The sequence below is a fragment of the Streptomyces sp. NPDC050997 genome (assembly GCF_040660135.1).
In the GTDB taxonomy this organism is placed as follows: Bacteria; Actinomycetota; Actinomycetes; order Streptomycetales; family Streptomycetaceae; genus Streptomyces.
The window spans coordinates 72839-98476 of sequence record NZ_JBFAGK010000010.1 but is presented as its reverse complement, the minus strand read 5'-3'; the positions used below and the strand labels follow the sequence as shown (position 1 = coordinate 98476).

Here is a 25638-nt window from a genome sequence, read left to right as displayed (position 1 = left end):
CGGTCACGTCCCTGCCTTGGCGACGCCGGTGGCACCTTCGGGCAGTGGGGTGTCCTTGGGTACGTCGAGTTGTCCGGTTTCGTGGAATTCGAGCTGTTTCCTGCGGTCTGCGACGAGGCCTTCGGGCCTGAAGCGCATGAGGAGCATCAGGGCGATGCCGAAGAGGAGCAGCTGGTAGTCCGCCATGAACTGGAGTTTGGCCGGGATGAGGTAGAGGAGTGCGGCGCCGATGACGGGGCCGCTGATGGTGCCCATGCCGCCGAGGATGACGGCGGCGAGGAGGAAGGCGGAGTTGGGTGGTACGGGTCCGGCGAACTGGTACTGCTCGGGGGTGACGCTGTAGGACACGTGGGACTGGACGGTGCCGGCGAGGCCGGCGAGGCCGGCGCCGAGTGCGAAGGCGAGGAGTTTGAGGCGGAAGCCGTTGATGCCCATGGCGGTGGCGGCGGTCTCGTCTTCGCGGATGGCGACCCAGGCGCGGCCGATGCGGGATTCCGCGGAGCGGCGGAAGACCATGACGACGATGCCGGTGAACAGCAGCATCAGCAGGTAGTAGTTGCCGGAGCGGGTGAGTTCGTGGCCGAGGACGTCGTGGGGGAGGCCGAGGTTGAAGCCGAAGATCTCCAGGTCGGGGATGTTCGGGATGCCGTTGGAGCCGTTGGTGATGTCGGGGCCGCTGTTCCCGTTGAGGTTGTTCATGGTGATGCGGAAGATCTCACCGAATCCGAGGGTCACGATGGCGAGGTAGTCGCCGCGTAGCCGCAGGGTGGGGGCGCCGATGACGACGCCGAAGATCAGTGAGGCGAGGGCTCCGGTGAGGACTGCTGCCCAGAACGGGAAGTGGACGCCGATGGTCGACTGGGGTGAGCCGGAGACCAGGGCGGCGGCGTAGGCGCCGACGCCGAGGAAGGCGACGTATCCGAGGTCGAGGAGGCCGGCGAGTCCGACGACGACGTTGAGGCCGAGGGCGACGGTGGCGAAGATGAGGATGTTCGCGCCGATGAGGGCGAACTGGTCGTTGCCCTGGGTGAAGGGGAAGCAGATCGCGGCGACGAAGGCTGCGGTGAGGGTGACGTTGCGGTGTTTGGCCGTCAGCCTGGAGAGGCGTTTGAGGAGGCCCGCGCGGGTGAGGGCGGTGAATCCGAACCCGGCGATGATGAGGAAGCCGATGAACAGTTCGGAGTATTCGGTGCCGATGCCGTAGGCGAAGACGTACAGTCCGGCGCCGAAGCCGGCCGCGATGATGAGGATCTCGGTCCAGGCGGGGAGTTCCTTGGCGCGGCCGGGTTCGGGGGCGGTGAAGGTGTGGCGGATCCTGCCCCACAGGTTGGGTGTGGGGTCGTTGTCGTCGTAGGGCGTGTCGGCGGGGAGGCCGAAGGCGCCGATGGCGGCTATGAGGGAGCCGATGCCGGCGACCCAGGCGCCGGGTTCGAGGTTGACGAGTCCGCCGAGTTCGTCGCTGATGGCGCCCATGGCGTAGCCGGTGGTGCCGAGGACGCCGAGGGTGAGGAGGCGGACGGGGCTGTTGGTGCCGCCGGGGGTGAGCCAGCTCAGTCCTCGGATGCCTTGGCCGGAGAGGGTGAAGAGGAGGGTGAGGATGGCTCCGACGAGGGTGAGGATCTGTAGGCCGCCGGGGTAGCCGGTGACGGTGAGGTTGCCGGGGAATTCCTCGGTCCAGGTCCAGGCGAGGAAGGTGCCGACGAGGGCGGTGGCGGAGCCGGCGAGGGTGATGGCGCGTGCCGCGGTGGGCGGCAGCGGGATCAGGGGGGTTGCCGGGGGTGCCTTGGTGGTGCTGTTGGTGGGGTGGTTGGTGGTCATGGGTATCACGCCCGATCCGCGACGCGTTCGCCGAGCAGGCCTTGTGGCCTGATCAGGAGGACGAGGATGAGCAGGGCGAAGGCCCAGACGTCTTTCCAGGCGCCGCCGCCGAAGAGGTCCATGCCGGGGATGTCGCCTATGTAGCCGGTGGCGAGGGATTCGGCGACGCCGAGGACGAGGCCGCCGAGCATGGCGCCGTAGATGTTGCCGATGCCGCCGAGGACGGCGGCGGTGAAGGCTTTGAGGCCCATGAGGAAGCCCATGCGGAAGCCGACTTGGCCGTTCTTGAGGCCGTAGGCGACGGCGGCGATGGCGGCGAACGCGGCGCCGATGGCGAAGGCCATGACGATGATGCGGTCGGTGTTGATGCCCATCAGCTTGGCGGTGTCGGGGTCCTGGGCGGTGGCCTGCATGCCGCGGCCGGAGCGGGTCTTTGTGACGAAGAGGCCGAGGGCGATCATGCAGAGGGGTGCGGCGACGAGGACGAAGAGGTCGCCGCGTTGGATGTTGGCGCCGAAGACGTCGAAGGGGCCGCCGTCGAACTGGGGGAAGGGGCGGTCCTTCTTGGCGTCGGGGTACCACATCCAGACGACCTGTTGGAGGACGATGGACAGGCCGATGGCGGTGATGAGCGGTGCCAGTCGTGGTGCGGTGCGCAGGGGCCGGTAGGCGAAGCGTTCCGCCGCGGTGGCGACGGCGACGGAGACGAGGATGCCGCCGAGGATCATGAGGGGTACTGCGGCGCCGAGGGCGAAGCCTTCGGGGAGCCAGAGGTAGACGGTCAGGGCTCCGAAGCCTCCGACCATGAAGATCTCGCCGTGGGCGAAGTTGATGAGCTGGACGATGCCGTAGACCATCGTGTAGCCGATCGCGATGAGTCCGTACATCGCGCCGAGTATGAGGCCATTGGCCAGCTGTTGCGGCAGTTCGTTCACCGCAGGGCCTCCGTGGAGTGATTCGGATATGGCGCCGCGCGGGAGCGCTGGTGGGCGCTCCCGCGCGGCCTGGATCAATGTGTGCGGTGGGGAGGGCTCGTTACCCGGCCTCGCTCAGCCGACGTTGGGGGCGGCGCTGTACTCGGGCGTCCACGCGTTGTTCTTGACCTTGTAGGCGGTCATGAGGGTGTTGGTGGTGTCGCCGAACTCGTCGAAGGAGATGGCGCCGGTGACGCCGTCGAACTTGACCTTGGCCATGGCGTCGAGGACTGCCTTGCGGCCGTCGCTGGGGACCTTGCCGTCGTTGCCTTCGACTGCCAGCTTGACGGCCTCGATGATGGACCAGGTGGCGTCGTAGGTGAGGCCGCCGTAGGCCTCGTAGGCGTCCTTGTAGCCCGCGTTCTTGTAGTTCGCGATGAACTCCTTGGCGGAGGGCAGCTGTTCGACGGGCTTGCCGACGGAGGTGGCGAGGTCGCCGTCGGCCTTCTTGTTGAGCTTGGGGAACTCGGCGGAGTAGATGCCGTCGCCGCCCATGAGCGGGATTTTCTGGCCGCTGTCCTTGAGCTGCTGGCTCAGGGGGGCGGCGGCGGGGTACTCGCCGCCGTAGTAGAGGGCTTCGGCGCCGGTCTTCTTGATCTTGGCGACGACAGCGTTGAAGTCGCGGTCGTCGGGGTTGATGTGGTCGCTGCCGACGATCTTGCCGCCGAGCTTCGTGTAGTTCGCCTTGAAGGAGGCGGCGAGGCCGGCGCCGTAGGTCTTCTGGTCGTCGATCAGGTAGGTCTTCTTGATGCCGGCCTTGGTGTACAGGTACTCGGCGGCGAAGGCGCCCTGGATCTCGTCGGTGGTGGCGGTGCGGAAGAAGGTCTTGAACTGGCGGACCGACTTGCCGGTCTTCCAGCCGTCGCCCTGGGTGAGTTCCGTGCCGGTGTTGGCGGGGGAGACCTGGGTGAGTCCGGCGTCGCTGAGGGGCTTCTGCATCTGCTGGGAGACGCTGGAGTTCAGCGGGCCGACGACGCCGAGGACGTCCTTGTCGCTGATGAACTTCTGGGCGTTCTGCTGGCCGACGGAGGGCTGGGCCTGGTCGTCGAGGGATTCCAGCTTGAACTCGACGCCCTTGACGAACTCGTCCTTGTTGGCGGTCTTGATGGCCAGGTCGGCGGAGTTCTTGATGCCGAGGCCGAGCGCGGACAGGTCGCCGGTGGTGGGGGCGTCGACACCGATCACAACTGTGGTCTTGTCGCCGTTGCTGCTGCCGCCGTCGTCGTCACGCGACCCACAGGCGGTGAGAGTCAGCGATCCCGCCGCGAGTGCGGCGGTGATAGCGATGATCGAACGTTGACGCACGAATCAGGTCCTTTCCCTGGCACGGCGGCTCCCCGTGGAACGCACCGAGTCGAGCGCTGGGTCGAAATGACTTCGAATCCGCTGGCGCGGTGACTGGGCGTGACTCTAAGCGTGTGTGGGGAACGCGGAGGAGTGTCTGGCGAAGGCTGTGACGCTCTTGTTATGACACGACGTAATGCAGAGCGGTACGCGGTGGGTGGATGCGTGGAATTCCGACCGATTCGCCCGGTCCGCATAGTGAGAACGCGCAGGGTGCGCGGCGGTCGTTTCAGTAGTGTCCTGCGGTTTTGGTCATGACGGGGCGAGGGTAGGGCATTGTTGCTGCGGGCGACTTGGGCGATGTCCGAGGCGGTGTGGGCGCGGGGGTCGCGGTGGATGAACCTGGAGTCCTTGTTGCGCGCGTATTACGCAGAGTTACGCCGAGGAAAGTGGGTCCGGCTTTGCCGGTGCATGCGCATATGTCACGACATGGGTGGTGAGTGCCGATCGTCCGGCACCGTTCACTGCCATGGGCCTTTGCCGGGGCCGCCGTTGCGGTACCACTTCTCGCAGCCGGTGCGTGCCGTGCGGTCGATGGACCGTTCGGCGGCCTTGGTGTCGCCGCGTTTCCACTCGGCGCGGGCGGCGTCCACGGCGTCCATGAGGATCTCGTACTGGCCGTTGGACAGGCCCATCGACTGGTAGTCGCCGTAGGTGTCGTCCTTCAGTTGGCGGCGCGACCAGTATGTGACGATCCGGGTGCACAGGACCTCCGGGGGCGTGGCCTCGGGGGTCCCGGGGCGGGGTCCGGTGGTGGCGTCGCCCGGCACGCCCGCCGCTCCGTCGGGTGTGCCCAGGTCGCCGCATCCGGTGAGCGGACCGCCCGTCAGGAGCACCAGTGCGAGGCCGAATCCGAGTGCTGCCCCCGTCCTGGGGGCTTCTTCCGCGGTCATGCCTAGACGCTAGGGCGGTTGGGGGGATCGGGCCAGGGGTCAGTCGCTCGCGCGCATCCGGGCTTCGTCGGCGGGCTGTACGTCCCGGAGTAGACAGGTCAGGCGTGCGGTGCACACCCGTCGCCCGGTCTCGTCGCTGATCACGATCTCGTACGTCGCCGTGGACCGGCCCTGGTGCACGGGTGTGGCCACTCCGGTCACCACTCCGGAGCGCGCGCCTCGGTGGTGGGTGCAGTTGAGGTCGACGCCGACCGCGATCTTGGAGCTGCCTCCGTGCAGCATGGACCCCACCGATCCGAGTGTCTCGGCGAGTACCGCGGAGGCGCCTCCGTGCAGCAGTCCGTACGGCTGGGTGTTGCCCTCCACCGGCATGGTCCCGACGACGCGTTGCGCCGACGCCTCCACGATCTCCACGCCCATGCGCGTGCCGAGGTGTCCCGCGGAGAACAGGGCCTGCAGGTCGACGCCGAGTGCGGCGTACTCGTCGATGACCTCCTGCGGGAACTTCACGTGCTGGTGCTCGCCCATGGGGTCCGGCTCCGTTCATGGTGTACGCGTCTGCGGGAGCGGCCGTACGGCTACTCGCTGAGCAAACGCTCAGTCGGTCGCCGATTGTTCCAGACGTACGACGACGGACTTGCTGGCCGGGGTGTTGCTGGTGTCGGCCGTGGAGTCCAGCGGCACGAGCACGTTGGTCTCGGGGTAGTAGGCCGCCGCACAGCCCCGCGCGGTCGGGTAGTGCACGACCCGGAAGCCCGGCGCCCGACGCTCCACGCCGTCCTTCCACTCGCTCACCAGGTCGACGTACGAGCCGTCGGCGAGGTGCAGGGTCCGCGCGTCGTCGGGGTTCACGAGGACCACCCGGCGGCCGTTCTTGATGCCCCGGTAGCGGTCGTCGAGGCCGTAGATGGTGGTGTTGTACTGGTCGTGCGAGCGAAGGGTCTGCAGGAGCAGGCGGCCCTGCGGAAGGTTCGGGTACTCGACGGGTGCGGCGGTGAAGTTGGCCTTCCCGGTGGCGGTCGGGAAGCGGCGCTCGTCGCGGGGGGCGTGGGGGAGCGCGAAACCCCCGGGGTGCGCCACGCGCGCGTTGAAGTCCTCGAAGCCGGGGATCACGCGGGCGATGCGGTCGCGGATGGTGGCGTAGTCCTTCTCGAACTCCTCCCACGGCACCTTGCTGTTCTCGCCGAGCACCCGGCGGGCGAGGCGGCACACGATCGCCGGCTCGGACAGCAGCCGCGTGCTCGCGGGCTCCAGGCGGCCTCGGGAGGCGTGCACCATGCCCATGGAGTCCTCGACGGTCACGAACTGCTCGCCGCCGCCCTGGAGGTCGCGTTCGGTGCGGCCGAGCGTCGGCAGGACCAGGGCACGCGCGCCCGTTATGGCGTGCGAGCGGTTGAGCTTGGTCGACACGTGCACGGTCAGCCGGGCGCGCCGCATGGCCGCCTCGGTGACGTCGGTGTCGGGGGAGGCGGAGACGAAGTTGCCGCCCATGGCGAAGAAGACCTTCGCCTCGCCGTCGCGCAGGGCGCGGATGGCCCGTACGACGTCGTAGCCGTGCTCGCGGGGCGGTGCGAAGCCGAACTCCTTCTCCAGGGCGTCGAGGAAGGCGGGGGCGGGGCGTTCGAAGATGCCCATCGTGCGGTCGCCCTGCACGTTGGAGTGGCCGCGCACCGGGCACACGCCCGCGCCCGGCCGGCCGATGTTGCCGCGCAGGAGAAGGAAGTTGACGACCTCGCGGATGGTCGCCACGGAGTGCTTGTGCTGGGTGAGGCCCATCGCCCAGCACACGATGGTGCGCTTCGAGGCGAGGACCATGCGCAGGGCCTCCTCGATCTCGCTCTGGGACAGGCCGGTCGCGGTGAGCGTCTCGTCCCAGTCGGCGGCGCGGGCGGTCGCCGCGAACTCCTCGTAGCCGTGGGTGTGTTCGCGTACGAACTCCTCGTCGACCGCGCCGGAGCCCGCGCCGGAGGCGCTGTCGGACTCAGCGAGGATCAGCTTGTTGAGGAGGCGGAAGAGGGCCTGGTCGCCGCCGATGCGGATCTGCAGGAACAGGTCGGTGAGCGCGGCGCCGGTGGTGAGGCCCTTGGGGGTCTGCGGGTTCTTGAAGCGCTCCAGGCCCGCCTCGGGCAGCGGATTGACGCTGATGATCCTCGCGCCGTTGTTCTTGGCCTGCTCCAGGGCGGAGAGCATGCGCGGATGGTTCGTGCCCGGGTTCTGGCCGGCGACGATGATCAGGTCGGCCTTGTAGAGGTCCTCCAGCAGGACGCTGCCCTTGCCGACGCCGATGGTCTCCGACAGGGCCGAGCCGGACGACTCGTGGCACATGTTGGAGCAGTCCGGCAGGTTGTTGGTGCCGAGCTCGCGCGCGAAGAGCTGGTAGAGGAACGCGGCCTCGTTGCTGGTGCGCCCGGAGGTGTAGAAGAGGGTCTCGTCGGGGGAGGCGAGGGCGGTGATCTCCTCGGCGACGATGTCGAAGGCCCGCTCCCAGGTCACCGGCTCGTAGTGCGTTCCCCCCTCGGGGAGGTACACGGGGTGGGTGAGCCGCCCCTGCTGTCCCAGCCAGTAGCCGCTCCTGGTGGCCAGGTCGGCGACGGAGTGCTCGGCGAAGAACTCCGGGGTGACCCGGCGCAGGGTGGCCTCCTCGGCGACCGCCTTCGCGCCGTTCTCGCAGAACTCCGCCGCGTGCCGGTGCTCCGGTTCCGGCCAGGCGCAGCCCGGGCAGTCGAAGCCGTCTTTCTGGTTCACGCGCAGGAGGGTCAGCGCGGTGCGCCTGACGCCCATCTGCTGCTGCGCCATGCGCAGGCTGTGCCCGATGGCCGGGATGCCCGCGGCCGCGTGCTTCGGCTCGGCGACCTGCGGCGCGTCCTGGACCGGATCTGCCTTGGGCGGCTTCGTTGCCATCGCGCGCTCTCCTCGTTCCCTGGCCGCGTACACATGCGCGGTGTCCTTCCGGGGGCCCTGGCCTCCGCAGGCCTCCGATCCTCGCACGCGCCGGTGACAACGATCGAGGCCGGGCGATTCCGACGGCGCGAGCAATGTTCGCGGTGGGCGACGCCGTCTCGGGAGCGGCCGTGGGCGGCGGGCGGGCCGCACTGTCAGTGGCTCGTGACAGGATCGGGGGCGTGGCAGAAACAGCATCGAAGAAGACCGACAAGACCGCCGGCGGCACGCGCCCCCGCCTGATGCTCATGGACGGGCACTCACTGGCCTACCGCGCGTTCTTCGCGCTGCCCGCGGAGAACTTCACGACCGCGACGGGTCAGCCGACGAACGCGATCTATGGTTTCGCGTCGATGCTGGCCAACACCCTGCGCGACGAGGCGCCCACACACTTCGCGGTGGCGTTCGACGTCTCCCGCAAGACCTGGCGCTCCGAGGAGTTCACGGAGTACAAGGCCAACCGCTCAAAGACCCCGGACGAGTTCAAGGGCCAGGTCGAGCTGATCGGCGAGCTGCTCGACGCGATGCACGCGCGGCGCTTCGCCGTCGACGGCTTCGAGGCGGACGACATCATCGCCACCCTCGCCACCCAGGCCGAGGCCGAGGGCTTCGAGGTGCTGATCGTCACCGGCGACCGTGACTCCTTCCAGCTGGTCAGCGAGCACACGACCGTGCTGTATCCGACGAAGGGCGTCTCCGAGCTGACCCGGTTCACTCCGGAGAAGGTGTTCGAGAAGTACGGGTTGACGCCCGCGCAGTACCCCGACTTCGCGGCCCTGCGCGGCGACCCGTCCGACAACCTCCCGGGCATCCCGGGCGTCGGCGAGAAGACGGCCGCGAAGTGGATCAACCAGTTCGGCTCGTTCGCGGAGCTGGTCGAGCGCGTCGAGGAGGTCAAGGGCAAGGCCGGGCAGAACCTCCGCGAGCACCTGGAGGCCGTCAAGCTGAACCGGCGGCTGACCGAGATGGTCACCACCGTCGAGCTGCCCGGGACGGTCCCCGACCTGGAGCGCGCTCCGTACGACCGCAAGGCGGTCGCGTTGGTCCTGGACACCCTGGAGATCCGCAACCCGTCGCTGCGCGAGCGGTTGCTCGCCGTCGACCCCGGCTCCGAGGAGGCCGAGTCGACGCCCATCGTCGAGAGCGGTGTGGAGCTCGACGGCACGGTGCTCGGCACCGGCGAGCTGGCTCCGTGGCTCACCGAGCACGCCACCGAGATCCTCGGTGTGGCCACCGTCGACACCTGGGCGCTCGGTACCGGCTCGGTCGCCGAGGTGGCGCTCGCCGCGGCCGGGGGAGCGGCCGCCTGGTTCGACCCGTCCCAGCTGGACGAGGCCGACGAGACGGCGTTCGCCGCCTGGCTCGCCGACGCGGGCCGGCCCAAGGTCTTCCACAACGTCAAGGGCGCGATGCGGGTCTTCGCCGAGCACGGCTGGACGATCGCCGGCGTCGGCATGGACACGGCACTCGCCGCCTACCTGGTCAAGCCGGGCCGCCGCTCCTTCGACCTGGACGCGCTGTCCCTGGAGTACCTGCACCGTGAGCTGGCCCCCGCCGCCACGGCCGACGGCCAGCTCGCCTTCGGCGCGGACGACGGTGCCGAGGCCGAGGCCCTGATGATCCAGGCCCGTGCCGTCCTCGACCTGGGCGAGGTCTTCGAGGCCCGCCTCCAGGAGGTCGGCGCCGCGGACCTGTTGCGTGACGTGGAGCTGCCCACGTCCGTGCTGCTGGCCCGGCTGGAGCGGTATGGCATCGCCGCCGACCGGGCCCACCTGGAGGCCATGGAGCAGATGTTCGCGGGCGCCGTGCAGCAGGCCGTGAAGGAGGCGCACGCGGCGGCCGGCCATGAGTTCAACCTCGGCTCGCCCAAGCAGCTCCAGGAGGTCCTCTTCGGCGAGCTCGGACTGCCGAAGACGAAGAAGACCAAGACGGGCTACACCACCGACGCCGACGCGCTGGCCTGGCTGGCCGCCCAGACCGACAACGAACTGCCGGTGATAATGCTCCGGCACCGCGAGCAGGCCAAGCTGCGCGTCACCGTCGAGGGCCTGATCAAGACGGTCGCGGCGGACGGCCGTATCCACACCACCTACAACCAGACGGTCGCCGCGACCGGCCGCCTGTCGTCCACGGACCCGAACCTCCAGAACATCCCGGTCCGCACGGACGAGGGGCGGGCGATCCGCCGCGGCTTCGTCGTCGGCGAGGGCTTCGAATCGCTGATGACAGCCGACTACAGCCAGATCGAACTGCGCGTGATGGCGCACCTCTCCGAGGACGCGGGACTGATCGAGGCGTTCACCTCAGGCGAGGACCTGCACACCACGGCCGCCGCGCAGGTGTTCGCGGTCGAACCGACCGCGGTGGACGCGGAGATGCGGCGCAAGATCAAGGCGATGTCGTACGGACTGGCGTACGGCCTGTCGGCGTTCGGTCTCTCGCAGCAGCTGAACATCGAGGCGGCGGAGGCCCGTGCCTTGATGGACGCGTACTTCGAGCGGTTCGGCGGGGTACGGGACTATCTGCGCCGGGCGGTCGACGAGGCGCGGGCGACGGGCTACACGGCGACCCTCTTCGGGCGTCGCCGCTACCTTCCCGACCTCAACAGCGACAACCGCCAGCGCCGTGAGGCGGCCGAGCGGATGGCCCTCAACGCCCCCATCCAGGGCACGGCGGCGGACATCGTCAAGATCGCCATGCTGAACGTGGACAAGGCCCTGCGCGAGGCGGACCTCAAGTCCCGGATGCTCCTCCAGGTCCACGACGAAATCGTCCTGGAGATCGCCCCCGGCGAGCGCGCGGCCACGGAGGAACTGGTCCGCCGGGAAATGGCCGGCGCCGTCGACCTCACGGTCCCCCTGGGCGTGTCGGTGGGCGCCGGCACCGACTGGGAATCGGCGGCCCACTAGGGCCCGGACAGGTGTCGGCGACAGCGGGCCCCGGTGCGCAGGTGCGTCGGGGCCCCGCCCGGGTGGTCGTGGGTCGTGCGTCGGCCGGGACGCGACTCGGGCCCGGCTCGTCTCCTTTGCGCCTCGGCGCTATCGGCACTGTCGTACGTCATGGCCTCGTCCGGCCGCCGCGAACACATCCCCGCCGCCCCACCCCCGCAGGGCCCGTCACGCGCGTGGCCCCCGCCGAAAGCGCCGCTCGCCGTCCCCGCCCTAAGGACGCGGGCATGGGTATACGTACGCTCCACCGACGGACGGCCCACGCACGGACGCAGGCACAGGCAGATGCTCAGTCGGCCCCGTCGCCGCCCCCGCCGGTCCCGGCCGCCGCGAGCACCGCCCGCGTCCCCGCCGACCTCGCGACGGCCCTGCGCCGGACGTCTCTGTGGAGCTGGGCCGGAGCTGGGCCGTGGCTACCTCGCCCGGACGCTCAACCCGCTGCCACGGTCACGACCGTTGGCCACCTTCACGGAGTCCGCCTCCGTCAGCGCGCGGCCCGGCTCCGCTCCCCGGCGGTCGCTCCCGGATCGTGAGCGACCCGGGCCGGACGCCACACCCTGACCCCCACGGCGTACAGCAGCACACCCAGGACGAGCCCCGCGCCCGCTCCGAAGCACAGCGTCGGAATCAGTTCCCAGGGCTTCGCGGTGGACCCCCAGTAGTCCCACCAGCGCGTCACCCGCTGCGCCGCCGCGACCGCCGCACAACCGCCGATCACGGCACCGGCCGACCAGCGGTCCCGTACCGACAGCGCCGCGACTCCCACCACCGCCGTATCGGGCGCACGCCGCAGCGCGTGCACCACGAACACGGCGATGACGACGGCGGCGACCGCCGAGCCGCCGTACTGCAGATACCAGTACAAGGGGGAGCCCGCCACCTCGTGCCCCAGGACGGGGAACAGCCGCATCCCCCACCGGTCGAGATGCGTGAACGCGTCCCACACCACATGGGTCAGCGCACCGAGCGCGGCGGACACGTACCACCACAGCAGCGCGGACGGCCCTACCCGCGCGCGTGGCGCCCCGCAGCGCAGGAGCGCGGCCACCCGGCCCTGCCGTGCCCGTGGCAGCAGCGCCACCAGTGGTTCACGCACCAGCAGCCACAGTCCGACCAACGCCCAGGCGAGCAGCACGTCGATCGTGAAGACGCCCGGGAACGAGTGGGTCACGTCGCCGAACTCCATGGCCCCGGACACCGCACTTGCCGCGTAGTAGGTCAAGTCGGGCGCGAAGGAACCCGCCACCAGTACGGCCGGTACCAGTTTCCCGCGGCCGCTCCCGTCGCCGCGTACGGCGGGCAGGACGGCCGCCGCGTGGCTCAAAGTGAACGGCAACGGGGCTCCTCGCAGCAGGCGTTGGCAGGGCCGGAAAGGCCCGGTGATCAGCGAAGCCCAGTATGCGGGACACGGCACGCCACCCACCGGGCACCACCGCACATGGCCAACTGGTGAAAATCGGGCACGAACGGGTGCCGGTGAAAAGGAAGTTGTCGTAGGGTCGCCTGGGCTGCCGTGTCAGGGCGCACGGTCGAACACGCGAACACAGCACGCAAAAGCGTAACGAGGGCAACCCGCACCGCGGGTCGTTCGTCACAACAGGTCGAGAGCAGTACTGAGTAGCGAGACCGGCAGACGAAGACGGACGCTCGGGCGTTCACGGGAGGGGTTCACTCTATGGCGGCGCAATTCGGCAGGAGGCTGCGTAAGGGAGCGGCAACCACCGCCGTGGCCGCGGCTGCGGTCGCGGCCCTGTCCGCCTCTCAGGCCCCGGGGGTGACGACCGGCGACCAGGGCAGACCGGCCACCACCGGCGCCGAGACCGCACCCGACGCGACCGCCGACGACGGCGCGACCGGTAACTCGCCGTACTACACGGACCTGCCGCCGCTCAACAGCCCGAACCCCTCGCCGACCGTTGGCCCGTCCGCCTCCCAGGGCACCACCGCCGGCGTTCCCGCGACCGTCCTCGACGCCTACAAGAAGGCCGCCGCCGAACTGCGGGCGTCCAAGCCCGGCTGCAACCTGCCCTGGGAACTCCTCGCCGCCATCGGCCAGGTCGAGTCGGGCCAGGCCCGCGGCGGCAAGGTCAGGGCGGACGGCACCACGATCTCCCCGATCCTCGGCCCGCAGCTCGACGGCAACGGCTTCGCGCTGATCAAGGACACCGACAACGGTGCCTACGACGGCAACAGCGCGTACGACCAGGCCATCGGCCCCATGCAGTTCATCCCGTCCACCTGGGCGTGGGCGGGCCGCGACGGCAACGACGACGGCACCAAGGACCCCAACAACGTCTACGACGCGGCGCTCGCAGCCGGCCACTACCTGTGCCGCTTCGACTGGGACCTGTCCAGCAACACCGACCGCGACAGCGCGATCCTCAGCTACAACAACTCGCAGGACTACCTGAACACGGTCCTGACGTGGCTGGAGTACTACCGCAAGGGCACCCACGAGATCCCGGACGGCACCGGCACCCTGCCCGGCAACCGCAGCGACGGCAACACCGTGTCGAGCCCCGGGTGGTCCCCGCCGACCTCGGTCGAGCCGGCCAAGCCCGGCAACAAGCCCGGCGGCGGCACCCAGAGCCCCACCCCGCCTGCGACGACCCAGCCCGCGACGACCCCGCCGGCGACCACTCCGCCGAGCACGCCGCCCTCCACCCCGCCGAGCACGCCGCCCACCACCCCCCAGACCCCCACCGACACGGTGGACCACCTGGAGGACGCGGGCACCGCCAAGCTCACCGCGACCGCCGGTGACGCCTTCGCCCAGAAGGTCAGCACCCGTGCCGAGACCAAGCTCGGCGTGGCCGTGGCCAAGGTCCGCGTCCGCTTCACCGTCGTCGGCGACACCGACACCACGTTCACCGGCGGGGAGAGCGTCGCCACGGTCGTCACCAACAGCACCGGCGTGGCCGTGGCGCCCGCGCTGAAGGCGGGCGAGAAGACGGGCGACTTCACCGTCCGTGCCACCGTCGTCGGCCGCGCGATCAGCGCCCTCGACTACAAGGCCACCGTCACCGAGCGCACCGCCGACGGACTCACCCGCACCAGCGACACCGCGCTGACCTGCACCCCGGGCGGCGAGTTCGCCGACCAGGTCGAGGTGAAGGCCACCAACCAGGGCGAGATCGCCGACCAGGTCGCGGTCACCGCCACCCTGGTCAAGTCGGCACTCGACCCGACCGAGAACGACAAGGGCCCCTACTTCAAGGACGCGGACGGCAAGACCGTACGCACCCTCACGGGCCTGAAGACGGACAAGAACGGCCTGCTGAAACTGCCGAAGCTGTATGCCGACGACACCGCCGGCACGTACATGCTCCGCGTCACCACCGCGGGCGGCGCGGCGATCAACGTCCCGCTGACCGTCGCGGCGGCCGAGACGTCGTCGCCGAGCCCGTCCCCATCCGCGAGCAGTTCGGACAGCGGTTCGGCCGGCGGTTCGGCCAGTCCCAGCGCATAGCACCTACGACCATCACGGCGGCGCCCCTCTGCGGACGGGCGCCGCCGTTGTGTGCGCGGTGTTCTCATCTCACCCGCCCGTTGCTACGGTGCCGGATCTGACGATGCATCAGTTCCAGCTCGCCCGGAGGCAGGCATGCGCGCACTGATCGCCGCCGCGACCGGCCTCGCCGTCGCGTTCGCCCTGGTCCTGACCATCACGGCCATGGGCTCACCGACCGGGAGCACCTCCCCGAAACCGATGCTGACGACGGTGCCCGCACACCCGTAACGCCCCGGGAGGGAGACCGAGATGCGCCGCAAGACCAGTCTCGTCCTGCTCGCGCTCGCCATGTTCTTCGCGGCGCTGTCCCCGCTGCTGCGCTGGTACGCCTTCCCCCGCCTGGCCAAGATCCCGGCGAACCAGTACCAGGACATGGTGCTGGAGGCGAAGGACGCGACCCTCCTCGACTACGACGGATTGAAGGAGAAGAAGGTCCCCAAGGTCACCATCGTGCAGACGCTCAGGGGCAACGTGGAGGCCTCCGAGCAGATCGAGAAGACGGCGGGCAAGGACGTCGTCGTCTGGGACGGCCTGTCCTATGTGCAGGGCCCCGACGGCAAGATGGTGTCCAAGATCCCCGAGCGGTACATCTTCGACGCCCATACCCAGGAACCCGTCCACGCCACCGGCGAGATGGTCGACGGCGACCCGGTGAAACGTGAGGGCATCGAGTTCAAGTGGCCGTTCCTGACCGAGAAACGGGACTACGAGTACTTCGACGCGCAGGCCCGGGTGACCTCCCCCATCCACTACCGGGGCACCCAGAACTTCCGGGGCGTCGAGGTCTACTACTTCGAGCAGACCATCCCCTGGACCAGGGTGGCGTTCCCCAAGGCCATGCCCGTCGCGGGCATCACCCCCGAGACGGTCGCCAAGACCGGCACCACCCGCTGGTACACCACGGTCCGCAAGTTCTGGGTCGAGCCGCTGACCGGCGCCCCCGTCTACGGCGAGGAGATCCACAAGGAGGAACTGCGCGGCGGGACCCTGCTGGGCGGCCGGGAGAAGGTGACGGCGTTCGCCGGTCACGTGAAGATGCGCGAGGACTACATCGAGCACACCGTCGACCTGGTCAAGTCCAACCGCACCCTCGTCCTGCTGCTGACCTCGTACCTGCCCTGGGGCTTCCTCATCCTGGGCGTCCTGCTGCTGTCGCTGTCCTTGTATCTGGAGGCCCGCGGCCGGCGTCCGGGCGACCCGGCCCCGGCCGAGACGACGGAACCGGAGCCGGTCACCGCCTGAGCCGGGCGTTGGTGTGCCGCGTCGGCTCGGCGACGGCCGGGTCCTCGGGCCACGGATGCTTCGGATACCGGCCGCGCAACTCCGCCCGTACGCCTTTGTAGCCGTCCTTCCAGAAGGACGCGAGGTCGGCGGTGACGGCGGCGGGCCGCCCGGCGGGGGACAGGAGGTGCACGAGCAACGGCACCCCCGCGACCCGGGGCGACTCCTGCAGTCCGAACATCTCCTGCAACTTCACGGCCAGCACGGGCTGTGCGGGATCCCCGTAGTCGATCCGGATCCTGGACCCGCTCGGTACGGCGATCCGCTCGGGGGCGAGCTCGTCGAGCCGGGCGGCGTCCCCGGAGGCCCAGGGCAGCAGGCGCGCGAGCGCCGTACCGGCGTCGATCCGCGCGAGGTCGGCGCGCCGCCGTGCCCGGCCCAGCTCGGGCTCCAACCACTCGTCCACGCGCGCGTGGAGCGCCTCGTCGGACATGTCGGGCCACGGCTCCCCGAGGCGCAGCCGCAGAAAGGCCAGCCGCTGCCGCAGGGCGACCGCCTCGGCCGACCACCGCAGCAGGCCGAGCCCTTCGAGCCGCAGCCCCTCAAGAAGCGCGTTCCGTACGAGTCCGGCGTCGGCGTTGCGCAGCGGACGCACAGCCAGCTCGACGGCCCCCAGCCGCTCCACCCGCCGCGCGACGACATCCCCGTCGGCCCAGTGCACCTCGTCGCCCGCCCCCGCCAGTGAGCCCGCCGCCAGCCGGGCCACGCCCTCGTCCACGGCGGCCCCGAGCCGCACGCGCGCGTGCCCCTTGCCCACGGGCCGATCGGCGACCGCGACGGCGATCCAGGGGGCGCCGCGCAGGGCGCCGCCCTCGCCGGTCTCGGCGCGGGTGCCGGAGACCATCAGGTAGGAAGCGCCGTCGGCCTTGGCGACCCGCTCAGGGAACGCCAGCGCGGCCACGAACCCGACAAGAGCGTCCTCCGTAGCGTGTGTGGTTTCCGGAACTCCTGGGGCTCCCGGAGCTTTTGGAGCCTCTATAGCTTCCGTGGCTTTCGTGGCTTCCGCGGCGAGGGCGCGCAGCCGCCGCACCTCCGCACGCCACCGCCCCCCATAGGCGTCGGCTCCACGCCGCGCGGCCCGCACGGCGGCCGCCAGGTCGTCCCCGTACTCCCGAGGCGGCTCCTCGCTCAGCAACGCGACCACCTCGGACGCCCGCTCCGCCCCCACCACCGTCGCCGAGTCCAGCAACGCCCGCCCCAACCGGGGATGCAGCCCCAGCCGCACGAGCCGAAGGCCCCGCTCTGTGGCCCGCCCGGCGGAGTCGACCGCTCCGATCGCCGTCAACACGCCCCGCGCCGCCGCCATCGCCCCGCCCGGCGGTGGATCCAGCAGCGCCAGCCCGGACGCGTCCGGATCCCCCCAGCACGCCGTCTGCAGGGCGAACGCCGCCAGATCGGCGACCTTGATCTCCGGGGACGGGAAGCGCGGCAACCGCACGTCCTCCGCCTCGGCCCAGCACCGGTACACCGCCCCTGGCGCCTCACGCCCGGCCCGCCCCGCCCGCTGTCGCCCCGCCGCCTGCGACGCCCGTACCGTCGTCAGCGCGCTCAGCCCGCGCGCGTGGTCCACCCGCGGCTCCCGCGCCAACCCCGAGTCGACGACCACCCCAACCCCGGGAACCGTCAGCGAGGACTCGGCCACGGAGGTCGCGAGGACCACCCGACGCCGTTGAGCGGGAGCCAGCACCGCGTCCTGCACGGCCGCCGGCGCCCGACCGTGCACCTGGAGCACGTCCACCGCGCCGAGAGCGCCCAACTGCCCGGCGACCCGCGCGATCTCGCCCACCCCGGGCAGGAAACACAGCACGTCCCCCTCCCGCTCGGCCAGCGCCCGCCGCACCATCGACGCCACATGCGTCAGCAGCGCCGGATCGACCCGCATGCCGTGCGGCGGCCGCACCGGCCGCACCGGCGGAGCCCACACCACCTCCACCGGATACGAGACACCCGCCGCCTCGACCACCGGCGCCCCGCCCAGCAGCCGCGCCCAGCCGTCCGCGTCGGTCGTCGCGGACGCGGCCACCAGCCGCAGATCCGGCCGCAGCGTCTCGCGCACGTCCCACAGGAACGCCGCCGCCGTGTCCGCGTCCAGATGCCGCTCATGGCACTCGTCCAGCACCACCACGTCGACCCCGGCCAGCTCCGGATCCCGCTGTACGCGCTGCAGCAGCACACCGGTCGTGACGACCTCCACGCGCGTGCGCCGCCCGACCACCCGCTCCCCGCGCACGGTGAACCCGACGCTCCCGCCGACCTTCTCGCCCAGCAGCCACGCCATCCGCCGCGCCGCCGCCCGCGCCGCGATCCGTCGCGGCTCGGCCACGAGCACCCGCCGCGCGGGCCCCTCACCCAGCAGCCCCGCCAGGGCCAGCGGCACCAGCGTCGTCTTGCCGGTACCGGGCGGCGCGACGAGCACAGCGGTGCCGTGCCCCTCCAGGGCGTCGTTCAGACCGGGCAGGGCCCCGCGTACGGGAAGGGCGTCCAGGGCGTCGTAACGGATCACGCCCCCCAGTGTCGTACGCCCGTCGGTTTCGTACGCCCGCGAAGAGCGCTCTACGCGGGCGTGCAGCGCTCTACGCGCGCGTAGGCGATCAGTCCCGCATACGCGCGCGTAGGCGATTCAGTCCCGCTCGCACACGAAGATCGCCGTCCCGGGGATCAGGTTCCCGCGCAGCGGTGACCAGCCGCCCCACTCGGAGGTGTTCCATGCCGGCCACTGCGGCTCGACCAGGTCGACGAGGCGGAAGCCCCCGGCAACGACGTCCCGCACCCGGTCGCCGATCGTCCGGTGGTGCTCGACGTACACCGCGTGCCCCTCCTCGTCCTGCTCGACGTACGGAGTGCGGTCGAAGTACGAGGCGGCGACCGACAGCCCCTCGGGGCCCGGCTCGTCCGGGAACGCCCAGCGGATCGGGTGGGTCACCGAGAAGACGAAACGGCCGCCGGGACGCAGCACCCGACGCACCTCCTTCAGGACCAGCACCGGGTCGGCGACGAACGGCAGCGCCCCGTACGCCGAGCACGCCAGATCGAAGGAACCGTCCGCGAAGGGCAGCGCGCCCGCGTCGGCGCACACCAGGGGGAAGGAGCCGCCGAGGCGCAGCGCGTGCTGGAGTTGGCGGTGGGAGAGATCCAGGGCGACCGGACGGGCACCCTGGGCGACCAGCCAGCGCGCGCACTGGGCCGCGCCGGCGCCGATCTCCAGGACGTCCTGGCCCTTGAGTTCCTCCGGCGGACCGAGCAGTTCGGCCTCCACCTCGTCGAGGCCCTCGGGCCCCCACACGAAACGGTCGTCCCCGAGGAACGTGCCGTGGTCGACCTGGTACTCGTCCGCGTTGCGGTCCCACCAGCCCCGGTTGGCCCGGGAACTCTCCGTGACACCGGCGGTGCGCCGGGTGGGTTCCGGCTCGGACGCTTCGGGCTCTTGGATGATCGGCTCCCTCGTAAGAATGTGCGGGCTCGGCCGCCACAGCTGTCGCGGCGGCGCCACGAATGGGACGTCACCGGGCCCGCGTGGCCTCGTGAGACAGGTTTTGTGCCGGGTATGCGGTGATCCGCCCCGGGTGTGCGCCTTCGCGCATTGACCCTGTCTGGCTGCCCCCGTATGCTACAAGTTGCGCTGCGAGCTTGCGCTCCTCAGACGTAGCAGGCTGCGCTCGCATCTGTTGTATGTCCCCTCGGTTGTCGAGGCGCCGCCAGAGCTCTCTGGTGTGGCGCTTCCTTGGCTGTCCGGCTTCTTCAGAGCGAAACGGGCTCCCGGCGTAAGCAGTACCTACGACTCACCGTCCGTACCGGAGCCCTTTCCCACATGACGAGCAGCACCGAGACCACCTCTACCACTCCGCAGGTAGCGGTCAACGACATCGGTAACGAGGAAGCCTTCCTCGCCGCGATCGACGAGACGATCAAGTACTTCAACGACGGCGACATCGTCGACGGCGTCATCGTGAAGGTCGACCGGGACGAGGTCCTGCTCGACATCGGTTATAAGACCGAAGGTGTCATCCCGAGCCGCGAGCTCTCGATCAAGCACGACGTCGACCCCAATGAGGTCGTCGCCGTCGGTGACGAGATCGAAGCCCTTGTTCTCCAGAAGGAGGACAAGGAAGGCCGCCTGATCCTCTCGAAGAAGCGCGCCCAGTACGAACGCGCCTGGGGCACCATCGAGAAGATCAAGGAAGAGGACGGCATCGTCACCGGTACCGTCATCGAGGTCGTCAAGGGTGGACTCATCCTCGACATCGGCCTCCGTGGCTTCCTGCCGGCTTCGCTCGTCGAGATGCGCCGTGTCCGCGACCTCCAGCCCTACGTGGGCAAGGAGCTCGAGGCGAAGATCATCGAGCTGGACAAGAACCGCAACAACGTGGTCCTGTCCCGCCGCGCCTGGCTCGAGCAGACCCAGTCCGAGGTTCGCCAGACGTTCCTCACCACCCTGCAGAAGGGTCAGGTCCGCTCCGGCGTCGTCTCCTCGATCGTCAACTTCGGTGCCTTCGTGGACCTGGGCGGCGTCGACGGTCTGGTGCACGTTTCCGAGCTGTCCTGGAAGCACATCGACCACCCCTCCGAGGTTGTCGAGGTCGGCCAGGAAGTCACCGTCGAGGTCCTCGACGTCGACATGGACCGCGAGCGCGTCTCCCTGTCGCTGAAGGCGACCCAGGAAGACCCGTGGCAGCAGTTCGCCCGCACCCACCAGATCGGCCAGGTCGTGCCCGGCAAGGTCACGAAGCTGGTTCCGTTCGGTGCGTTCGTCCGCGTGGACGAGGGCATCGAGGGTCTGGTCCACATCTCCGAGCTGGCCGAGCGCCACGTGGAGATCCCGGAGCAGGTCGTCCAGGTCAACGACGAGATCTTCGTCAAGGTCATCGACATCGACCTCGAGCGCCGTCGCATCAGCCTCTCGCTGAAGCAGGCCAACGAGTCGTTCGGTTCCGACCCGGCCTCGGTCGAGTTCGACCCGACCCTGTACGGCATGGCCGCGTCGTACGACGACCAGGGCAACTACATCTACCCCGAGGGCTTCGACCCCGAGACCAACGACTGGCTCGAGGGCTACGAATCCCAGCGTGAGGTGTGGGAGAACCAGTACGCCGAGGCGCAGACGCGCTTCGAGCAGCACCAGGCGCAGGTCATCAAGTCCCGCGAGGCGGACGAGAAGGCCGCTGCCGAGGGTGGCGGCGAAGCCGCGGCTCCGGCGGCGTCCGGTGGCTCCGGCTCCGGCGGCGGCGGTGGCGGCGGTTCGTACTCTTCCGAGGGTGGCGACACGTCCGGCGCGCTGGCCTCGGACGAGGCGCTTGCCGCGCTGCGCGAGAAGCTGGCCGGCGGCCAGAGCTGAACGCTCACCGCTGGGCTTGACCAGTAACTGAGGGGCCGCACCTTTCGAGGTGCGGCCCTTCGGCGTTGCCCGGGGCAGGTTGGCCGTTCGGCCTTTCAGCGTTGCGAGGGGCGGGTTCGTCGCGCGGCCCTCGGTGTTGCCCGGGGGCGGGTTCGTCGTTCGGCCGTGGTCGGCGGGGGGCCAGGCGCTCAGTTCCCCGCGCGCCTCGGGGTGTTGGTCTCGGCCTCGTCTCATGAAATCCCGGTCAGAGGTGCCTGATCAGGGGCTCGGGCGGGAATGCCCATGTCCTGCGACGCGTTGTGCAGTACGAACACGAGGAGGAGCGGTCACAGTGCTTGATCCGCAGGGTTTGTACGCATGGGAGCCGAAGGGCCTCGCCGTCGTAGACATGGCGCTCGCCCAGGAGTCGGCTGGACTTGTCATGCTCTACCACTTCGACGGCTACATCGACGCGGGCGAGACCGGCGACCAGATCGTCGACCGGCTCCTCGACTCGCTGCCCCACCAGGTCGTCGCCCGCTTCGACCACGACCGGCTCGTGGACTACCGGGCCCGCCGCCCGCTGCTGACGTTCAAGCGCGACCGCTGGGCCGAGTACGAGGAACCCACCATCGACGTGCGGCTCGTCCAGGACGCCACCGGTGCGCCCTTCCTGCTGCTGTCCGGGCCCGAGCCGGACGTGGAGTGGGAACGCTTCGCCGCGGCCGTCCAGCAGATCGTGGAACGGCTCGGTGTCCGCCTCTCGGTGAACTTCCACGGCATCCCCATGGGCGTCCCGCACACCCGCCCGGTGGGCCTCACCCCGCACGGCAACCGCACGGAGCTGGTCCCCGGTCACCGCAGCCCCTTCGAGGAGGCACAGGTGCCCGGCAGCGCCGAGGCCCTGGTGGAGTACCGCCTCATGGAGGCCGGCCACGACGTCCTGGGCGTCGCCGCGCACGTCCCGCACTACATCGCCCGCTCTCCGTACCCGGACGCGGCCCTGACGGTCCTGGAGGCCATCACGGCGGGGACCGGCCTGGTCCTTCCGGGCATCGCGCACGCCCTGCGCACGGACGCGCACCGTACGCAGACCGAGATCGACCGCCAGGTCCAGGAGGGCGACGAGGAACTTGTCGCGCTCGTCCAGGGCCTTGAGCACCAGTTCGACGCCGCCGCCGGCGCCGACACCCGCGGCAACATGCTCGCCGAACCCGTGGACATCCCCTCGGCGGACGAGATCGGCCTCGAGTTCGAGAAGTTCCTGGCGGAGCGGGAGGGCGACGGCTGAACCGCGCCGAGGCCCGAGGGGTGCGCTGTCGGTGCCAGGCCCTAAGCTACCGCTCATGCTGAAGGTGGGCCTGACCGGCGGTATCGGCGCCGGCAAGAGCGAGGTGTCACGACTGCTCGTGGAGTGCGGTGCCGTGCTGGTCGACGCCGACCGCATCGCGCGGGAGGTCGTCGCGCCGGGAACGCCGGGCCTCGCCTCGGTCGTCGAGGCCTTCAGTACCGACGTGCTCGCCGCCGACGGCAGCCTGGACCGGCCCCGGCTCGGTTCGATCGTCTTCTCCGACCCCGAGAAGCTCGCCGTCCTGAACTCGATCGTCCACCCCCTGGTGGGCGCCCGCTCCCGCGAACTGGAAAACGCCGCCGCCGAGGACGCCGTCGTCGTCCACGACGTCCCGCTCCTCGCCGAGAACGACCTCGCCCCGCTGTACGACGTCGTGGTCGTCGTCGACACCGCCCCCGAGACCCAGCTCGACCGCCTCGTCCGGCTGCGCGGCATGACCGAGGAGGACGCCCGCGCGCGCATGGCGGCCCAGGCGACCCGCGAGAAGCGCCTGGCCATCGCGGACATCGTCATCGACAACGACGTCCCGCTGGAAAACCTGCCGCGACGGGTCCGGGACGTATGGGCCGACCTCGTCCGCAGAGCCCACGCGGCCCAGGGCGCCCAGGGCGCCCAGGAATAGCGGCCCCCCGTGCGGGCGTTGAACCCCTGCAGTGAGGGAAGGACTCTGCCGTGCCCGAGACCAGCGGATCGACCGGACGTACTCCGGAGACGCATGTCATCGACTTCCGTGCCGCCGAGCAGTTGCTCGCCGCGCGGGACCCGCGGGGCGCGGTGAAGCTGCTCGACCCGGTGATCGCCGCGCACCCCGAGAACACCGCGGCCCGACTGCTGCGCGCGCGTTCCTTCTTCGCCGCCGCACAACTGAGGCCCGCGGAGCTGGAGTTCACCATCGTCCTGGAGCGTGAGCCGGACAACGCGTTCGCGCACTTCGCGCTCGCCCGGACCTACGAGCGTCAGGGCCGGCCCGACGAGGCCAGGCGTCACTTCCGGCTGGCGGCCGCACTGGACCCGAAGCCGGAGTTCCTGAAGGCGGCACGCTTCGAGGAGTGAGGGGCCGCGCACCCGGCACGGCCCCGTCGGCGAGGACTCGTGGCGGCCCGTGAGCGAGGCACCCCTCTGCTGGCCTGTCAGGAAGCGGACAGGCCCTAGCGGCGACGGTTCTCCGGGGGCCGGTACGGCGGGATGTCGGGGCCCGGCTGGAAGTGCGGACCCTGGCGCATGTGCCTGACGATCAGGGTCAGGTCGACGGTGATCACCAGCCACAGCACCCCGCAGGCGATCGCCCACCCCGGGCGTCCGACCAGCGCGAACGCGGCCGTACCGAAGACCGCCCAGACGACACCCCACACGCTCAGCCAGAACCGCGCTCGCAGCGCACTGCGCGCGGTCGCCGGCTCACTGCCCGTACGCATTTCGAACACCACTCCTCTCTGCAACGTACCCTTCGGAACGGACGTACACCACAGCGTCCGAACCGTTCACCAGGGTTCGAACAGGGGGTCATCGCGTGCTTCCGGATGCCGATGAACTGGCCGACGCGCTGCTGGACCTTGCCGTACCGCACGAGGACATCAACGACCTCGTCCGGATGGGCCGCAGGGTCGCCGACGATCCGGAGCTGCGACGGTTCCTGGAGGCGTCGGTCGAGGAACTCGTCCGGGGCATGGGAGAAGTCGGCGGCGCGGTCGACCTGCCGGAGCTCGACTGGGCCCCGGGCGCACTGCGGCGCTGCTTCCCCGCGTACGTGTTCGTGGCGGCGCTGCCCCACACTCGCGCCCACCACCGTGAGCGGGGCATCCCCGCCGAGGTCTCCCGGCGCACCCTCGCCGACCTCGGACGGAACATGGCCGTGTACCGCAGGCGCCACGGACGAGCCGGTGTGCAGGCCCCGTGGTGGCTCATCCACCACTTCCGGGGCGAGCTGTACCAGCTGGGCCGACTGCAGTTCGAACGGGCCCGGTACGGGGAGCGTACAGCTCGGGTGCTCGGGGCGGCCGGACTGGACGTGGCTCCCGGCACGCTCTGTCTGAACCTGCACGTTCCCGACTTCCTCGGCCCGCTGTCACCGGCCGCCTGCGACCGCTCGCTGGCGCTGGCCGACGAGTTCTTCGCGCGGCACTACCCCGAGGAGACCTACCGGGCCGTGCTCTGCCACTCCTGGCTGCTGGACCCGCAGTTGAGGGACTACCTGCCCGAGGACTCCAACGTCGTCCGGTTCCAGGAGCGCTTCCGGGTCGCCCGCGAGGACAGGGAGCCGGCGGACACGGAACCGGTCCAGTTCGTGTTCGGCGACCCGGAGCTGCCGGTCGAGAGCCTGCCGCGGGGGACGTCCGTGGAGCGGGCCGTCGGCGACCACCTGCGGGCCGGGAAGCACTGGTACATAGGGCACGGCTGGTTTCCGCTGCCAACCACCGTTCGGTGAAAGCGAGTTGGTGCCGATCACGGTGTCGCCACTCGAAAGGGTGAATGTGTGCGAGGCGGGAACGGACGTGCGCAGGCGGGCCGTTGGACGGGCATGGAGCTGAAAATGCGAACGGGACATGAGGGGACGGGCCCCGGGGCGATCACCCCGGACGGCTGTGCGGTCGAGTTCTACGCACGGCTTCCGGTAGGGCCCGAGCCGGACATCATCGCCGGTGCCGTGCCGGCGGGGGCAAGCATCCTGGAACTGGGCAGCGGTGTCGGGCGCATGACCCACCCCCTGCTGGAGCGGGGCTTCACGGTCACGGCGGTGGACGAGTCTGCCGAGATGCTGGAGCGCGTCCAGGGGGCGCGCACGATACGCAGCCCCATCGAAGACCTGGACCTGGGCGAGACGTTCGACGTGGTGCTACTCGCGTCGTTCCTGGTACACGACGGAGACCTCCGGGTCCGAGACGGGCTGCTGCGCACCTGCGCCCGACATGTCGCGCCGGACGGGTGCGTGCTGATCCAACGCGAGGGCGAGGACTACCACACGAACGTGCCGCGCGAGCGGATCGAACCCGGCGGCTTCACCGTACGGATCGCTTCCTCGGAGCCGCTCGGCGACGGGGTCAACGTGGTCCGCGCGGAGTACGACTTTCCGGACGCGCGTTGGACCCAGACGTTCCGGGCCCGTCCGCTGACGAAGGAACAGTTCGAGGAGGCGCTAGCGGAGGCAGGGCTGAGGGTGGACAGCTATCTGACGGAGGACCGGATCTGGGTGCGCGCCGTACGGCGATGAGTTCGGGGGCCGCGGCGAGGAGTTCGCGCGTGGCAGGGCGATGAGTTTCGGAGTGCGGC

General features: G+C 70.3%; 20 protein-coding genes. 10 read left to right on the top strand and 10 right to left on the bottom strand.

From position 1 onward, the window contains the following. Window positions 1-3: 3 nt before the first annotated feature. The 6 genes from AB0H86_RS23295 to AB0H86_RS23270 form a co-directional block, all read right to left on the bottom strand. On the bottom strand, window positions 4-1818 hold the full coding sequence (locus tag AB0H86_RS23295; RefSeq protein ID WP_362441844.1) for a branched-chain amino acid ABC transporter permease: 1815 nt from the start codon (window positions 1816-1818) through the stop codon (window positions 4-6). Window positions 1819-1823: 5 nt separating this feature from the next. Then, complete coding sequence (locus tag AB0H86_RS23290; RefSeq protein WP_362441841.1) at window positions 1824-2753, bottom strand: branched-chain amino acid ABC transporter permease; 930 nt, start codon at window positions 2751-2753, stop codon at window positions 1824-1826. Between the two features lie 114 nt (window positions 2754-2867). Then, complete coding sequence (locus tag AB0H86_RS23285) at window positions 2868-4082, bottom strand: branched-chain amino acid ABC transporter substrate-binding protein (protein ID WP_362442480.1); 1215 nt, start codon at window positions 4080-4082, stop codon at window positions 2868-2870. Window positions 4083-4597: 515 nt separating this feature from the next. Beyond that, window positions 4598-5029 (bottom strand): hypothetical protein, encoded by a 432-nt coding sequence (locus AB0H86_RS23280; RefSeq protein ID WP_362441838.1) that lies wholly within the window; start codon window positions 5027-5029, stop codon window positions 4598-4600. Window positions 5030-5068: 39 nt separating this feature from the next. Next, a complete protein-coding gene (locus AB0H86_RS23275) occupies window positions 5069-5557 on the bottom strand; it encodes a hotdog fold thioesterase (RefSeq protein WP_362441835.1) in 489 nt (162 codons plus the stop codon). 69 nt (window positions 5558-5626) lie between these two features. Then, window positions 5627-7930: an FdhF/YdeP family oxidoreductase gene (locus AB0H86_RS23270; protein WP_362441832.1), complete on the bottom strand. Its 2304-nt coding sequence runs from the start codon at window positions 7928-7930 to the stop codon at window positions 5627-5629. Window positions 7931-8151: 221 nt separating this feature from the next. Here AB0H86_RS23270 and polA point away from each other — a divergent pair, with 221 nt between their 5' ends. Continuing rightward, entirely contained in the window at window positions 8152-10878 is a 2727-nt protein-coding gene (polA, locus tag AB0H86_RS23265) for a DNA polymerase I (RefSeq protein ID WP_362441829.1), read from the top strand. A 523-nt stretch (window positions 10879-11401) separates the two neighbouring features. Here the strand turns inward: polA and AB0H86_RS23260 are convergent. After that, window positions 11402-12253, bottom strand: coding sequence for a DUF4184 family protein (locus AB0H86_RS23260; RefSeq protein WP_362441826.1), 852 nt, complete (start codon window positions 12251-12253; stop codon window positions 11402-11404). Between the two features lie 339 nt (window positions 12254-12592). Between AB0H86_RS23260 and AB0H86_RS23255 the strand changes: the two genes are divergently transcribed. From AB0H86_RS23255 to AB0H86_RS23245, 3 genes are all read left to right on the top strand, one after another. Then, entirely contained in the window at window positions 12593-14386 is a 1794-nt protein-coding gene (locus AB0H86_RS23255) for a lytic transglycosylase domain-containing protein (protein WP_362441823.1), read from the top strand. 135 nt (window positions 14387-14521) lie between these two features. After that, complete coding sequence (locus AB0H86_RS23250; protein ID WP_362441820.1) at window positions 14522-14656, top strand: SPW_0924 family protein; 135 nt, start codon at window positions 14522-14524, stop codon at window positions 14654-14656. Between the two features lie 21 nt (window positions 14657-14677). Beyond that, entirely contained in the window at window positions 14678-15670 is a 993-nt protein-coding gene (locus tag AB0H86_RS23245) for a DUF3068 domain-containing protein (RefSeq protein ID WP_362441817.1), read from the top strand. Here the strand turns inward: AB0H86_RS23245 and hrpB are convergent. Together hrpB and AB0H86_RS23235 are read right to left on the bottom strand one after the other, a co-directional pair. Further along, window positions 15660-18212: an ATP-dependent helicase HrpB gene (gene hrpB / locus AB0H86_RS23240; protein ID WP_362441814.1), complete on the bottom strand. Its 2553-nt coding sequence runs from the start codon at window positions 18210-18212 to the stop codon at window positions 15660-15662. The two genes, AB0H86_RS23245 and hrpB, sit on opposite strands and share 11 nt — an antisense overlap. A gap of 117 nt (window positions 18213-18329) precedes the next feature. Next, window positions 18330-19139, bottom strand: a complete 810-nt coding sequence (locus tag AB0H86_RS23235; RefSeq protein ID WP_362442477.1) for a class I SAM-dependent methyltransferase — start codon at window positions 19137-19139, stop codon at window positions 18330-18332. Window positions 19140-19517: 378 nt separating this feature from the next. On the opposite strand from AB0H86_RS23235, the gene rpsA reads away from it, so the two are divergent. From rpsA to AB0H86_RS23215, 4 genes are all read left to right on the top strand, one after another. After that, window positions 19518-21041: a 30S ribosomal protein S1 gene (rpsA, locus tag AB0H86_RS23230; RefSeq protein ID WP_362441811.1), complete on the top strand. Its 1524-nt coding sequence runs from the start codon at window positions 19518-19520 to the stop codon at window positions 21039-21041. A gap of 331 nt (window positions 21042-21372) precedes the next feature. Further along, window positions 21373-22311: a PAC2 family protein gene (locus AB0H86_RS23225; protein ID WP_362441808.1), complete on the top strand. Its 939-nt coding sequence runs from the start codon at window positions 21373-21375 to the stop codon at window positions 22309-22311. A gap of 55 nt (window positions 22312-22366) precedes the next feature. Further along, window positions 22367-22993 (top strand): dephospho-CoA kinase, encoded by a 627-nt coding sequence (gene coaE / locus AB0H86_RS23220; protein ID WP_362441805.1) that lies wholly within the window; start codon window positions 22367-22369, stop codon window positions 22991-22993. Between the two features lie 50 nt (window positions 22994-23043). Then, window positions 23044-23424 (top strand): tetratricopeptide repeat protein, encoded by a 381-nt coding sequence (locus tag AB0H86_RS23215; protein ID WP_362441802.1) that lies wholly within the window; start codon window positions 23044-23046, stop codon window positions 23422-23424. A 95-nt stretch (window positions 23425-23519) separates the two neighbouring features. Here the strand turns inward: AB0H86_RS23215 and AB0H86_RS23210 are convergent, their stop codons facing one another. Continuing rightward, a complete protein-coding gene (locus AB0H86_RS23210; RefSeq protein ID WP_362441799.1) occupies window positions 23520-23786 on the bottom strand; it encodes a DUF6343 family protein in 267 nt (88 codons plus the stop codon). A 95-nt stretch (window positions 23787-23881) separates the two neighbouring features. Here AB0H86_RS23210 and AB0H86_RS23205 point away from each other — a divergent pair, with 95 nt between their 5' ends. Together AB0H86_RS23205 and AB0H86_RS23200 are read left to right on the top strand one after the other, a co-directional pair. Beyond that, window positions 23882-24796, top strand: coding sequence for an acyltransferase domain-containing protein (locus AB0H86_RS23205; protein ID WP_362441796.1), 915 nt, complete (start codon window positions 23882-23884; stop codon window positions 24794-24796). A 105-nt stretch (window positions 24797-24901) separates the two neighbouring features. Then, complete coding sequence (locus AB0H86_RS23200; RefSeq protein ID WP_362441793.1) at window positions 24902-25579, top strand: class I SAM-dependent methyltransferase; 678 nt, start codon at window positions 24902-24904, stop codon at window positions 25577-25579. Window positions 25580-25638 lie beyond the last annotated feature (59 nt).

What these genes read in the sequence shown, in the direction of transcription:
- AB0H86_RS23295 (WP_362441844.1), bottom strand. Translation starts at nt 1,818, where the DNA reads ATGACCACCAACCACCCCACCAACAGCACCACCAAGGCACCCCCGGCA.
- AB0H86_RS23280 (WP_362441838.1), bottom strand. Translation starts at nt 5,029, where the DNA reads ATGACCGCGGAAGAAGCCCCCAGGACGGGGGCAGCACTCGGATTCGGC.
- AB0H86_RS23275 (WP_362441835.1), bottom strand. Translation starts at nt 5,557, where the DNA reads ATGGGCGAGCACCAGCACGTGAAGTTCCCGCAGGAGGTCATCGACGAG.
- AB0H86_RS23270 (WP_362441832.1), bottom strand. Translation starts at nt 7,930, where the DNA reads ATGGCAACGAAGCCGCCCAAGGCAGATCCGGTCCAGGACGCGCCGCAG.
- AB0H86_RS23255 (WP_362441823.1), top strand. Translation starts at nt 12,593, where the DNA reads ATGGCGGCGCAATTCGGCAGGAGGCTGCGTAAGGGAGCGGCAACCACC.
- AB0H86_RS23250 (WP_362441820.1), top strand. Translation starts at nt 14,522, where the DNA reads ATGCGCGCACTGATCGCCGCCGCGACCGGCCTCGCCGTCGCGTTCGCC.
- AB0H86_RS23245 (WP_362441817.1), top strand. Translation starts at nt 14,678, where the DNA reads ATGCGCCGCAAGACCAGTCTCGTCCTGCTCGCGCTCGCCATGTTCTTC.
- rpsA (WP_362441811.1), top strand. Translation starts at nt 19,518, where the DNA reads ATGACGAGCAGCACCGAGACCACCTCTACCACTCCGCAGGTAGCGGTC.
- coaE (WP_362441805.1), top strand. Translation starts at nt 22,367, where the DNA reads ATGCTGAAGGTGGGCCTGACCGGCGGTATCGGCGCCGGCAAGAGCGAG.
- AB0H86_RS23210 (WP_362441799.1), bottom strand. Translation starts at nt 23,786, where the DNA reads ATGCGTACGGGCAGTGAGCCGGCGACCGCGCGCAGTGCGCTGCGAGCG.
- AB0H86_RS23200 (WP_362441793.1), top strand. Translation starts at nt 24,902, where the DNA reads ATGCGAACGGGACATGAGGGGACGGGCCCCGGGGCGATCACCCCGGAC.